Origin of the sequence: Erwinia artemisiae, assembly GCF_051400835.1 — a bacterium.
Lineage (GTDB): Bacteria > Pseudomonadota > Gammaproteobacteria > Enterobacterales > Enterobacteriaceae > Erwinia > Erwinia aeris.
Map to the genome: position 1 here is coordinate 37,995 of NZ_JBLFFM010000002.1, position 12,319 is coordinate 50,313.

Genomic DNA, 12,319 nt, shown 5'->3' on the forward strand with positions numbered 1-12,319 from the left:
CACGCTTAGCTTTATTTATCCATTTCAAAGGAGGCTATTTATGGATGCTTTTTTTCAACCTGTTGAACTCGAAAAAGCTTATCGGCTGATCAATCACGGCCCAACAATCCTGGTGTCGGCAACACATGAAGGCGTCGAAAACGTGATGTCCGCCGCCTGGGCGTGCGGACTGGATTTCAAACCGGCAAAATTAACGGTGGTGCTTGATAAAAGCGCCTTTACCCGCCGCCTGATTGAAGCCAGCGGTCAGTTTGTTATCCAGGTTCCCACCGCCGCGCAGGCCGACCTTGTGCATTACCTGGGCACCCATTCACGCCATCAAGAGCAGGATAAGCTGTTGAAATCGGGCATGGATCTTTTCTCCATGCCGGAAGTTGCGCCGCCGCTGGTGGCAGGCTGTGCCGCCTGGCTTTTTTGTCATCTTATCCCGCTTGAACAAAATCAGCAGGATCATGATTTATTTATCGGGGAAATTAAAAGCGCGTGGGCTGACAGCCGGGTGTTCAGAGAAGGTCACTGGCACTTTGAAGAAGCGGGCGATGAGTGGCGTAGCCTGCACTATATTGCCGGCAAACATTTCTATACTACCGGCACGTCGCTGGTGGTGGAATAAGCAAACAACAGGCAAAAAAAACCCGTCGTCAGGAGGTTAATCTGAAGACGGGGAAAAAACGGACGCACCCGGTTTAAGCGCGTCCAAAATGGGTAAACCTAAGAATTCATTTTAAACAGCGACATCTGCGACATGGAGCTGAACACTTTATAAGACGCCTGTAGCGCAGCCTGCTTCATGGTGTAAGACGAAATCGTGCTGGTGTAATCGGCATCTACCAGATTACTCATCTGGGTCGCCTGGCTCAGCGCGGTATCGTCAGATTTCGCTTCAATGCTGTCCAGCTCGCTCAGCTGCGTACCCACTTCGGACTGAACTTTCAGCACGTTGTTCATGGAGTTACGCAGGCCACGGTTGGCCTTAGCCATATCCGCTGCCGCCGCATCTTTGGTCGCGCCGTCCGCATTCGCCAGCGGCTGCTTCAGCGAGTTAATCGCCGTGTTCAGCGTGGTGAAGATGTTGCTTTCACTGGCGCTGCCGTCCGGCTCCGCCACCGCATTGCTGGTCAGCGAGGTAAAGACCTGGCTGCCGGTGTGGCTGGTGGTCATGGTGCGGCTGGCATCCACTTTCTGGCTGATGGCGGTATCGCCGCCGCTGTAGGCGACGTTGCCGCTGGCATCCTGAGTGAAAGGCGCCGTATCGGACTTGTAACCGGCAAAAATATAGCGGCCGTTACCGTCCGTAGAGTTTGCCAGGTTCATCAGCTGATCGCGCAGGCTGGTGAGCGTGGTTGCATAAGTCGAGCGGTCTTCGTCCGACAGCGTGCCGGTTGAAGCCGCCACTACCGCCGTTTGCGCCTGGGTGATCACGCTGGTCACCTGAGACAGATTGGTGGCTTCCTGCGACAGGCTGCTGGTGGCGAAGTTACGCGCCGTTTTGTACTGGCTGGTCTCGGCCTGAGCCTGAGACAGCACAACGGCCTGGGCCGCCGCGACCGGATCGTCCGAGGGCCTGACCACGCGTTTGCCGGTCGATAACTGTTCGCCTGACTTCAGCCAGCTGGCCTGCGAATCAGAAATGCCGCGCATTTGCTGGTCATAAATCATTGTGGTGCTTAAACGCATGATTTTATCCTTCTGAGGAATCAGCTTACGGCGCCAATCAGCGCGTTAAATATGGTCGTGGCGGTCTGCAAAATCTGCGCATTGGCCGTGTAATACTGCTGATAGCGCGTCAGGTTGCCGTATTCTTCATCCAGGTTCACACCGGAAACGGACTGCTGCTGATTGGTCAGCTGCGTCACCACGTTGCCCTGCGTGGTGCTGGTCGTTTGCAGGTTGCTGGTTTTGTTACCGATAGAGGCAACCATGCTGGCGTAGCCCTGCGTCACCGTGCTGCTGCCGCCGATCACTTTTTTGGTCTGCAAATCCAGCAGCGACTGAGCATTTTTGTTGTTGCTCACACCATTATCGGCATCGCCAGCGGCGACTTTAGCTTCGTCGGTGATATTGACGCTCATATTGGTGATAACGTTGGCAACCGGCTTCACCAGGAAGCTGTCCTTCGCCGTTGGCGTACCGGACACCGTCAGCTGCAGGCCATCAAAGTTCAGCGTGGTGTTGCCGCTGGCGTCCGTAGACGGGTTCGCGGACACGCTGGCATTGTCGGAAAGACGCTTTACGCTCCAGCCGTTGGTGTCGTAGCTCACCTTATAATCAGACGCTTTTATCGCGCTGGTATCGGTCCAGGCTGCCGAAAGCGAAGCCGTCTTGCTGTTATTGGTGTTGGACGTCACCGACGGGCCGCCGAGGTTAAAGAAGGCCTCGCCCGCGTCGCCGTTGCTGTCATAGCCCGCTTTGTGCTGGGTATTGAAGCTGTCGCCCAGCGCCATCGCCATCTGGCCAAGCTGGTTACGGGTATTATCCAGATCGGTGCGGAAAGCCAGCAGGCCGCCCAGCGAGCCGGTGGTCACCAGGCTTTCCGGGATTTCCGTCGCCTTACCGCTGGTATTATCCACCATAGCGATAGTTTTACGGCTCGGATCGCTGCTGGCAGAAACGGAGGCCAGCTTGCTGTAGCTGTCGCCCTGCACCAGCGAAATACCGTTGCCGATGCTGATGTTATAGCTGCCGCCGTCCTGCTGGCTGACGGTTACGCCGACAATTTTGTTCAGATCGCTGACCAGCTGATCGCGCTGATCCATCAGATCGTTAGGCTCGTTGCCCGCGCCCGCGCCTTTCAGCTTGGTGATCTGCTGGTTGATATTGGCGATCTGCTTAGCGTAGCCGTTGATCTGATCGACGCTGGAGGTGATCGAGGTGCTCAGGCTGCTGTCTACGTTACGTAAATAAGTATCCGTAACCCTGAACTGGTTAACCAGACCGTCGGCCTTACCCAATACCGCCTGACGCGAAGACGAGTCGGAGGCGTTGCTGACCAGCGTTTGCAGCGAAGAGAAGAAATCCTGCACGGTGGTAGACAGCGTATTGGTGGTGCTGGAAAACATATCGTCAATGTTGGACAGCTGGCTGTACTGCGTGGTCAGCGCGCTGGACTGGGTGCTGGCGCTGCGCAGCTGATTGGTAATAAAGGCATCGTATTCGCGGTTGACGCTGGCCACCGCCACGCCGTTGCCATAATACTGCGTGCCGTTCAGCGTGCTGCTTGCCTGGGCAAGAACCGTAGTCTGACGTGAATAGCCAGCAACGTTGTAATTGCTGATGTTGTTACTGGTGGTGCTCAGCGCGGCCGAAGCGGCGTTGATACCGGTCATAGCGGTGTTAATTAAGTTAGACATGTCGGTTCCTTATTGCTCCAGCACGGGCCGGCATTACAATCGGTTGCCGGCATGCGCTGATGCGGAACCGGCTTTTAAACGTTATCGGCAAAAATAAGGCAAACTTGAGCGGAAAATCAGAACAAATCGCCGATATCCTGGCTATAGGCTTTCACTACTTTCTCGCCCATGTTCTTGAATTGTTGGATCATTCCCACCAGCTTCTGCGCATACTTCGGATCGGTGGCGTAGCCTGCCGCCTGAAGCGCCTGCGCGCCCTGCTCCGGCGTTGCCGCCGTGGTCACCGCCTGGTAGCGCGGGTTGTTGGCAATCAGCTTCACATAGTCGCTCAGCGCATCGAAATAGGAGTCATAAACGCGGAATTTGGCTTTCACCTTTTTCGCTTCGCCGTGTTCATATTCGGTGGTGGTGATTTCGGTGGTTTTGCCCTGCCAGCTGCCCGTCGCCTTAATGCCAAAAAGGTTAAAGCTTGGCTTGCCTTCTGCGGTCATGATCTGCCGCTGGCCCCAGCCAGACTCCAGCGCGGCCTGCGCCAGGATCAGGTGATGAGGAATACCGGTACCGGCGCTGACTTCTTTCGCCGGCTGCGACAGTTTGGCAATAAAGTCAGCGCTGTCGCCGCTGAGCGGCCTGTCCGGCGAAGCAGGCAGGCGCGGCACGGCGCGACGGACGATCCGCTCCTGCTCTGTTTCCATCGCCATCGCCAGCGGCGGCAGCGTGTTGATAAAGTCTTTATCCAGCCTCATCGGCACGGTGCCCGCTTTCTCATCGGGCGCCTGCGCCTGCTCCATCTGCTTGACCATCATGTCGGCCAGGCCAAGCCCTTTCGAGGCGATTTCCTGCCCAATCTGCTGATCGTACATTGAGGTATAAAGACGCGTCTGTTCGGTGCTCAGCAGACCATCCTGCGGCAGCGCCTGGCGCATACTTTTCAACATCATTTGCACAAACATCCCTTCTACCTGTTTGGCGACTTCCCGCGCATGCGCTTTCGGGTCGTTGCTGGCCTGGCGTTTCAGGTTGTTCAGTGAGCCGCTGTCGTAGGCGGCTCCCATCAGAGACTGGGCGTTGCTCATCAGATAATTTCCAGTTTGGCGTGCAGACAGCCCGCGCTCTGCATTGATTGCAGGATGGACATCAGGTCGATCGGCGTGGCGCCTAAGGCGTTCAGGGCACGAACAACGCTGTTCAGGTTGGCACTGGCGTTTACGCTTTGCAGCGCGCCGCCGCTCTGGCGCAGGTCGATCTGCGTTTGTGGCGTGACCGTGGTCTGGCCGCCTGCGAACGGCGTGTTCGGCTGGCTGACGTTCTGCTGCTGGTTAACCGTGACCGACAGGTTGCCCTGAGCGATAGCGCAGGAGCTGAGCATCACTTCGCGATTCATTACCACCGAGCCGGTGCGCGAGTTGATAATCACTTTTGCATCCTGAATCGGCACGGAAACATCGATGTTCTGGATATCAGCCAGCAGGCGAACCTGAGAGGTGCCGTTAGCGGAAACCTGTACCTGCACGGTACGGCCATCCAGCGCCTGAGCAGAGCCGTAGCGACCGTTAATCGCGTCAGCGATACGCTGCGCCATGCTGAAGTCTTCTTCGTTCAGGAACAGGTTGATCACGTTAGACGCGCCGAAGCTGTTCGGCAGTTCACGTTCGATAGTCGCACCGCCGGTGATGCGGCCGCCGTTTACCTGGTTAACCGTGACGCTGCTGCCGCCGGCAGAAGCGCCCGCACCGCCCACCAGAATGTTGCCCTGCGCCAGCGCATAAACCTGGTTATCCACGCCTTTCAGCGGGGTCATCAGCAGCGTGCCGCCGCGCAGGCTTTTGGCGTTACCCATAGAAGAAACCACCACGTCAATCACCTGGCCCTGACGGCCAAAGGCAGGCAGCTTGCCGGTGACCATCACCGCCGCGACGTTTTTCAGCTGCATGTTGGTGCCGCTGGGCACGGTAATGCCCAGCTGCGACAGCATGTTGTTCAGACTTTGCGTGGTAAACGGCGTCTGGGTAGTCTGGTCACCGGATCCATCCAGCCCGACAACCAGACCGTAACCGATCAGGGAGTTGTCGCGCACGCCGCCAACCGTGGTCAAATCGCGAATGCGATCGGCGTGGGCAAAAGCGCTGACCGCAGTCAGCAGCAGCAGGGTGAATCGAATAATCTTACGCATTTTAACCTCTTAGAATGGTGACAGGTTCAGGAAGAACCGTTGCAGCCAGCCCATCGTCTGTGCCTCATTGATATAGCCGTTGCCGACGTACTCAATGCGGGCATCCGCCACCTGGGTCGAAACTACGCTGTTGCTGCCGCTGATGGTGCGTGGGTTAACCACGCCCGAGAAGCGGATAAATTCCGTACCCTGGTTAATCTCAATCTGTTTCTCACCAACCACTTTCAGGTTGCCGTTCGGCAGCACCTGATTCACGGTCACGGTGATGACGCCGATAAAGGTGTTGTTCGCCGTTGCGCCGCCTTTACCTGCAAAGTCGCTCTTGCCGTTGGCGTCGATATTGGTTTTTTCGCCGCCCAGCAGGCCGGTCAGCGCGGAAGGCAGCGCCGTCAGACCAAGGGATGCGCTACCGTCACGTCCTGCGGAGGCCGTGGAGCTTTTGCTCGCACTGACGTTTTCCTGCAGGGTAATGGTCAGCGTATCGCCGATATTACGTGGACGACGATCCTCGAACAGCGGCTGGTAGCCGTAGTTCATCGGCATCACGCCCTGAAAAATGGAGCCGTTAACCACAGGCGGCGAAGCGGCCAGCGGCTGGGCCGTTGTCGAACCTTCAACCAGGGGCTGACGTGGAACTAAAGCACAACCGTTAAGCGTCAGAAGCGCTAAGGCTACTAACAAGCGTCCAGGCACTGAAATTTGCTTCGCCATGGAATTAACCTTTAATCATTAGAGAAAGCTTTTATTAAGCGCCGGGCGAACCCGGCACGGTCTTACTTACAGCTGAGTCAGTTTGGCCAGCATCTGATCGGACGTGCTGATTGCCTTACTGTTGATCTCATAGGCGCGCTGAGTCTGGATCATGCTGACCAGCTCCTCGGCAACGTTTACGTTGGAGGTTTCAACGTAGCCCTGATAGAGCAGGCCCGCGCCGTTGTTGCCCGGCGTGCTGTCGGTCGGTGCGCCCGATGACTGCGTTTCCTGGTACAGGTTTTCACCTTTGCTTTCCAGGCCAGCATCGTTAATAAAGGTGCTCAGCGTCAGCTGGCCGACCTGCGTAGGCTGGGTCTGACCCTGCACCGTCACGCTGACCACGCCGTCACGGCCGATAGTCATGTTCAGGGCGTTGGCCGGGATAGTGATCGCCGGCTGCACCGGGAAACCGGCGTTGGTCACCAGCTGGCCGTTCTGGTCAGTCTGGAAAGAGCCGTCACGGGTATAGGCCAGCGTGCCGTCCGGCATCTGTACCTGGAAATAACCCTGCCCGCTGATCGCCACATCTTTCGATGAGTCGGTTTTGTTCAGGTTGCCCTGAGTGTGCAGACGCTCGGTCGCTACCGGACGAGTACCGGTACCCAGCTGCATCCCGGAAGGCAGAGAAGTCTGTTCAGAAGACTGCGCGCCAGGCTGACGAATGGTCTGATACATCAGATCTTCAAACACGGCACGCTGGCGTTTAAAGCCGTTGGTGCTGACGTTCGCCAGGTTGTTCGAGATAACGTCCATATTGGTCTGCTGAGCATCAAGACCGGTTTTGGCAATCCATAAAGAGTTAATCATGTTAGTTCCTCTGCTCTTAGCTCATTGACAGCAGCTGGTTAGCGCGTTGTTCGTTTTCATCGACGCTGGAGATGACTTTCATTTGCATCTCAAAGCGGCGTGCGTTGGCGATCATATCGACCATGGTCTGGCTGGAGCTGACGTTGCTGCCCTCCAGTACGCCAGGCATCACCTGAATGGTCGCATCGGCCTGCAGGGTTTGCGCTGCGCCGGTCGGACGGAACAGGCCGTCGTCGCCGCGAGTGACTTCCGAGCTGGTGGCTTTTACCAGCTTCAGACGTCCCAGCTGGACAGTGGCGTTCGGCGGATCGCCAGGGTTCAGCGCGGTAATCGTACCGTCAGCGGCAATGGTGATTTCCGAGCCTTGCGGTACGGCAATCGGTCCGCCGTCGCCCATCACCAGTTTGCCCTGGATGGTGAGCTGTCCGGCCGGGTTCAGCTCCATGTTGCCGTTGCGGGTGTAGGCCTCAGCGCCATCCTGAGCCTGCACGGCCAGCCAGCCATCCTGACGAACGGCGACGTCCAGCGAACGTCCCGTGTAGTCCATCGCGCCCGGGGTCATATCTGAGCCCGGCGTCGAAGCCGTCACCAGCGTACGGGTCGGCAGTGACTCGCCCTGCACCGGCACGGCGCGCAGCGCGTTCAGCTGCGCACGGAAGCCAGGCGTGGAGGCGTTGGCCAGGTTGTTCGCCGTGACTGCCTGCTGTTGGAGGGTCTGACTGGCAGCCCCCATTGCGGTATATATCGCGTGATCCATTTGACTCCCCTGTTAGCCGAATTAACGCAGGTTGACCAGGGTGTTGAGGATCTGGTCCTGTGTTTTAATGGTCTGGGCGTTAGACTGATAGTTACGCTGTGCCACAATCATGTTGACCAGTTCTTTACTCAGGTCGACGTTGGAAGACTCCAGCGCGCCTGCGGTCAGCGTACCCAGGTTACCGGTGCCCGCCAGGCCAACCAGCGCCTGACCAGAAGAAGCCGTTGCTGACCACACGTTGTTGCCTTCAGACTTCAGGCCTTCCGGGTTAGCAAAGTTAGCCAGGGCGATCTGACCCAAGGTCTGGGTTTTCTCGTTGGAGTAGTTACCTACTACCGTGCCGTCGTTGTTGATCTGGTAGCTGGTCAGTTCGCCCGGCTTGTAACCATCCTGCGTTGGGTTGCCGAAGGTGCTGGTGCCGGTGTTCTGCTGCTGGCTGCCCGCCATGTTCAGCGTGAAGTTAGTGGCAGCAGAACCGTTCAGGCCCGCCAGCGTAATCGCCTGCGTCGCGGTGGACGTCATCTGGCCGCTGGTATCAAAAGTCATGTTGAACGTGCCCACGTCAGCGGTTGGGTTCGCCGAGCTGCCGTCCTTCACGTTCACCGTCCAGGCGTTGTCAGCCGTTTTGGTGAAGTACAGGTTCAGGTTGTGCTCGTTACCCAGCGAGTCATAGGTGGTCATTGACGCTTTGCTGTTGTAAGAGCTGGTGTTGTTAATATCCAGCGGCGTGGTCGTCGGCACGCTGTCGGTTGAGTTCAGGTTAGCTACCAGTGCCGCTGCGCTGGTGGATTTCGCCGCCATCGCCGTGGTTGGTACGCTCAGCGCAACCGGGTTAGCACCGGTCTGCACGGTTGGCGGCGTGCCGGTTGCCGGATAACCGGTCAGCTGCAGGCCGTTGGCGTTAACGATGTTACGGTTAGCGTCCAGCGTGAACTGGCCGTTACGGCTGTAGTAAACCGCGCCGCTGGCGTCAGCCATACGGAAGAAGCCGGCCTGGCTGATTGCCACGTCCAGGCCACGGCTGGTAGAAGTGGTCGTACCGTCGTTAAAGTCCTGGGTTACCGCAGCTACTTTTACGCCCAGACCGACTTTAGAATCGGCGAACATATCAGCGAAGGAAACGGTAGCGGATTTAAAACCCACCGTTGCGGAGTTGGCGATGTTGTTGCCGATAACGTCCAGGTTGCTGGATGCTGCGTTTAAACCGCTGACTGCCTGAGAAAATGCCATGTGTGTATTCCTGAATCGGGGTTAAGTTAAATAATCTGACGAACATTCGCGATGGTGGTCTTACCCATCGTGCCGAGGTCGAGAACGGCACCGCTGGTGTCGTTAGTAACCCCATTGACTAATGCATAATTCAGCGGCTGCGCGACCAGCTGTCCGGTAGCGTTGCTGGCGCTGATGGCCACGTTATATTTGCCGTCGCCTGCGGTGGTGCCGTCTGCTGACGAACCATCCCAGGAGAAGGTGTGGACGCCGGCGCTGAGCGCACCCAGGTTAATGGTTTGCACTACCTTGCCAGAAGGATCGGTAATGGTGGCGGTGGTCGCCGTTGAAGCCTGTTCCAGGCTAACGCCAAACGGCGTGGTCTGACCGCTGCCGACCAGCACCTGCGAGCCGTTAACCATCACGCCTTTGCCGATCAGGGTGGAAGCCTGCAAAGACTGTCCGCTGTTGATCTGGCCGGAAATCGATCCCAGCGTGGTGTTCAGTTTTTCAATGCCGCTCAGGGTATTGATCTGTGCCAGCTGTGTAGTCAGCTGGCCGTTATCCATTGGGTTCGTCGGATCCTGGTTTTTTAACTGCGTGACCAGCAGGGTCAGGAAGTTACTTTGCAGGTCGGCTGCCGTTTTATCGGTAGTCGACGACGAAGAAGTAATAGCTGTGTTGTCAAGTGACTCATTAACGCCAACGGTAATGCCCATCTGTCTGTTCCTTATTGACCCATCGTCAGGGTTTTCATCATCATTTGTTTAACGGTGTTCAGCACTTCAACGTTGGCCTGGTAACTGCGCGACGCCGACATGGTGTTAACCGTTTCCCCGACCACGTCCACGTTTGGCATCTTGACGTAACCTTTCGCGTCGGCCATTGGGTTGCCCGGTTCGTAAACCAGCTTCGCTGGCGTAGGATCGTCCACTACCTGCGCGACGCGTACGCCGCCGGTCGCTGCGCCTGGCGCCGCATCGGTCTGGAAAACCACCTGCTTCGCCACGTAAGGCTGACCGTCCGGCCCGGTTACGCTGTCGGCGTTGGCCAGGTTACTGGCGCTGACGTTCAGACGCTGCGACTGGGCAGCCATTGCCGATCCGGCGATATTAAAAATGTTCAGTAAAGCCATTTATTATTGCCCCTGTAATACGGACATCATGCCTTTGATCTGGCCGCTGATAAGAGTCAGATCCGTTTGATACTTCAGGCTGTTATCGGCAAATTCGGTACGTTCGCGGTCCATATCCACCGTGTTGCCATCCAGCGAGGGCTGGGACGGCACGCGGTACATCAGATCCATCGATGCCGGTGCAGAAGACTGCGCAGCAATATGGCGTGACGAGGTGACCGCCAGCGACATGCCCGTTCCCTGCGCTCGCCCCTGCTCCATCACTTTGCTCAGCTGGCTGGCGAAATCGATATCGCGCGCCTGATAGCCTGGCGTGTCCGCGTTAGCGATATTGGATGCCAGGATTTCCTGCCGCTGTGCACGCAGGTTAAGTGCTTCAGTGTTAAACCGTAGGGCTGCGTCGAGTTTGTCGAGCATGTTTCCTCCGCAATTGAAAATTCAGTGGGGAGAGAATAAGCGGGTTAGGATTAATCCGATCGGCAGAATAGCGCTAAAAAGCGTCGTTAATTTGCGCCTTGACTTTGCGGCCCCGTGCGTAGAATCGTCGCCATGTTGCAGCGAGGATGAAAAATATGCGTGTGTTGACTCTCTTCCTGATGAGTCTGAGTCTGGCAACGGTTAGCGCCAGCGCCGCCGACCTGACGGCCCAGCTCAATCAATTTTTTAAAGCCCGCTATGGGGAAACCGGCCAGGGTGCCGATACCCTGAGCGTGGTAGTGAAAACGCCGCAGGGGCAGTGGCCCGCCTGTGATGCACCGCAATTTTCCTTACCGGGCAATAGCCGGATGTGGGGCAACATGAGCGTGGCCGCCAACTGTGGCCAGAACCGGCGCTATCTACAGGTACAGGTGCAGGTTGAAGGCGATTATCTGGTGGCGGCTCGCCAGGTCGTGCGCGGTACCGCGCTGACCGCGGACGATTTAAAAGTGGTGCATGGCCGTCTGGATACGCTGCCGGCGCGTGCGGTGATCAATATGGCCGACGTGGCCGACGCTGTCGCGCTGCGGGACATCGTGCCCGGCCAGCCGCTGACGATGATGATGGTGCGCCAGCCGTGGCGCGTGAAGGCCGGCGACAACGTCAATGTTATCGCCAGCGGAGACGGTTTTAACGTCGCCAGCGAGGGCCGCGCCATGAACAACGCCACGGCGGCGCAGCCGGTCAGAGTACGCATGAATTCAGGGCAGATTGTGAGCGGGAAAGTCGGCTCCGATGGGAATATTCTTATATCGTTGTAAAGCGTTAAAGATGGCTTCATCTCTGCCGATAGTGTAAATAACAGACGTAATACACTTGAGCAATTCAGGCCGCTATTTGCCTGAGCAAACTGGAGCCAGATTATGAGCATTGACAGAACTCAACCTATGAAGCCGGCCAGTACCGTGCAGCCTCGCGATCTTCCTGAAATGGCTACGCCGAAGGCGCAGAAGGTAGAGACAAAAACAACCGAATCAGGTACCCAAGTGGTACTGAGCGGCGCACAGTCACAGCTGACCAAATCCAGCTCGCAGGATATTAATACCGCGCGCGTTGAGCAGCTGAAGACCGCCATCCGTAACGGCGAACTGAAAATGGACACCGGCAAAATCGCCGACGCCCTGATCCAGCAAGCCAAAGACTCTTTAAAAGGTTAATCAGGTAAATGACTAAACTGTTGAACGCGCTCGATAAAATGCTGGAAGTCCTGAAAAGTCTGTCTGACGTAATGGCGGCAGAGCAACAACAGCTCTCGAGCGGTCAGATCAACAGCAGCCTGCTGCAACGTATTACGGAAGATAAAAGTTCGCTGCTGGCCACGCTCAATTTCCTTGAGCAGCTGCGCCGCGATGCGGAGAAAGAAGCGGGCTTCCACGCGCCCTACAGCGGTCAGCCGGAAATGGCTCGTCGCTGGGCTGCGCTACAGGAGCAGACGGTAAAACTGCGCGATACTAATTTGCATAACGGGATGTTGCTTAACCATCAAATCACCTTTACGGAAAAGGCGATTGAGGTATTAAAGCCCTATCAGACCCAGAAGTTTTATGGCCCGAACGGCCAGGCAACTTCAAGCGGCTTTATCAGCCGTAAGGTATAAAGCGCCGTCACTACCCCGGCCTGCGCCGGGGTTTGCGTTTTAGTGAGTGCAGAAGCTAAAA

15 protein-coding genes are annotated in these 12,319 nt (G+C 56.9%); 4 read left to right on the top strand and 11 right to left on the bottom strand.

Features of this window, described 5'->3' with window-relative positions:
- Nucleotides 1–40: 40 nt before the first annotated feature.
- A complete protein-coding gene (locus ACMGEE_RS04730; protein WP_436829755.1) occupies nt 41–613 on the top strand; it encodes a flavin reductase family protein in 573 nt (190 codons plus the stop codon).
- 98 nt (nt 614–711) lie between these two features.
- Here ACMGEE_RS04730 and flgL read toward each other — a convergent pair whose 3' ends face one another.
- From flgL to flgB, 11 genes are all read right to left on the bottom strand, one after another.
- Nucleotides 712–1,677, bottom strand: coding sequence for a flagellar hook-associated protein FlgL (gene flgL, locus ACMGEE_RS04735; protein ID WP_253454600.1), 966 nt, complete (start codon nt 1,675–1,677; stop codon nt 712–714).
- Between the two features lie 20 nt (nt 1,678–1,697).
- Entirely contained in the window at nt 1,698–3,350 is a 1,653-nt protein-coding gene (gene flgK / locus ACMGEE_RS04740; RefSeq protein ID WP_436829756.1) for a flagellar hook-associated protein FlgK, read from the bottom strand.
- A gap of 116 nt (nt 3,351–3,466) precedes the next feature.
- The gene (gene flgJ, locus ACMGEE_RS04745) at nt 3,467–4,426 is read right to left on the bottom strand and encodes a flagellar assembly peptidoglycan hydrolase FlgJ (RefSeq protein WP_301252713.1); all 960 of its coding nucleotides are present in this window, start codon (nt 4,424–4,426) and stop codon (nt 3,467–3,469) included.
- Nucleotides 4,426–5,523 carry a flagellar basal body P-ring protein FlgI gene (locus tag ACMGEE_RS04750; protein WP_301252711.1) on the bottom strand — a complete coding sequence of 366 codons (1,098 nt, stop codon included), beginning with the start codon at nt 5,521–5,523 and terminating at the stop codon, nt 4,426–4,428. Before ACMGEE_RS04750 ends, flgJ begins: the two co-directional genes overlap by 1 nt.
- Before the next feature lie 9 nt (nt 5,524–5,532).
- Nucleotides 5,533–6,234 carry a flagellar basal body L-ring protein FlgH gene (locus tag ACMGEE_RS04755; protein WP_253454603.1) on the bottom strand — a complete coding sequence of 234 codons (702 nt, stop codon included), beginning with the start codon at nt 6,232–6,234 and terminating at the stop codon, nt 5,533–5,535.
- Between the two features lie 66 nt (nt 6,235–6,300).
- Nucleotides 6,301–7,083 carry a flagellar basal-body rod protein FlgG gene (gene flgG, locus ACMGEE_RS04760; RefSeq protein ID WP_125290784.1) on the bottom strand — a complete coding sequence of 261 codons (783 nt, stop codon included), beginning with the start codon at nt 7,081–7,083 and terminating at the stop codon, nt 6,301–6,303.
- 16 nt (nt 7,084–7,099) lie between these two features.
- Complete coding sequence (locus ACMGEE_RS04765) at nt 7,100–7,840, bottom strand: flagellar basal body rod protein FlgF (protein WP_253454604.1); 741 nt, start codon at nt 7,838–7,840, stop codon at nt 7,100–7,102.
- A gap of 21 nt (nt 7,841–7,861) precedes the next feature.
- The gene (gene flgE, locus ACMGEE_RS04770; RefSeq protein ID WP_253454605.1) at nt 7,862–9,070 is read right to left on the bottom strand and encodes a flagellar hook protein FlgE; all 1,209 of its coding nucleotides are present in this window, start codon (nt 9,068–9,070) and stop codon (nt 7,862–7,864) included.
- A 26-nt stretch (nt 9,071–9,096) separates the two neighbouring features.
- The gene (gene flgD / locus ACMGEE_RS04775; protein WP_253454606.1) at nt 9,097–9,768 is read right to left on the bottom strand and encodes a flagellar hook assembly protein FlgD; all 672 of its coding nucleotides are present in this window, start codon (nt 9,766–9,768) and stop codon (nt 9,097–9,099) included.
- Nucleotides 9,769–9,779: 11 nt separating this feature from the next.
- Nucleotides 9,780–10,184, bottom strand: a complete 405-nt coding sequence (gene flgC, locus ACMGEE_RS04780) for a flagellar basal body rod protein FlgC (protein ID WP_253454607.1) — start codon at nt 10,182–10,184, stop codon at nt 9,780–9,782.
- Between the two features lie 3 nt (nt 10,185–10,187).
- Entirely contained in the window at nt 10,188–10,601 is a 414-nt protein-coding gene (flgB, locus tag ACMGEE_RS04785) for a flagellar basal body rod protein FlgB (RefSeq protein WP_125290789.1), read from the bottom strand.
- A gap of 155 nt (nt 10,602–10,756) precedes the next feature.
- Here flgB and flgA point away from each other — a divergent pair, with 155 nt between their 5' ends.
- The 3 genes from flgA to flgN all read left to right on the top strand — a co-directional run bounded on the left by flgA (nt 10,757) and on the right by flgN (nt 12,258).
- Entirely contained in the window at nt 10,757–11,422 is a 666-nt protein-coding gene (gene flgA, locus ACMGEE_RS04790; protein WP_253454608.1) for a flagellar basal body P-ring formation chaperone FlgA, read from the top strand.
- A 102-nt stretch (nt 11,423–11,524) separates the two neighbouring features.
- Nucleotides 11,525–11,818, top strand: coding sequence for a flagellar biosynthesis anti-sigma factor FlgM (flgM, locus tag ACMGEE_RS04795; RefSeq protein WP_125290791.1), 294 nt, complete (start codon nt 11,525–11,527; stop codon nt 11,816–11,818).
- 8 nt (nt 11,819–11,826) lie between these two features.
- The gene (flgN, locus tag ACMGEE_RS04800; protein ID WP_125290792.1) at nt 11,827–12,258 is read left to right on the top strand and encodes a flagellar export chaperone FlgN; all 432 of its coding nucleotides are present in this window, start codon (nt 11,827–11,829) and stop codon (nt 12,256–12,258) included.
- Nucleotides 12,259–12,319: the final 61 nt, after the last annotated feature.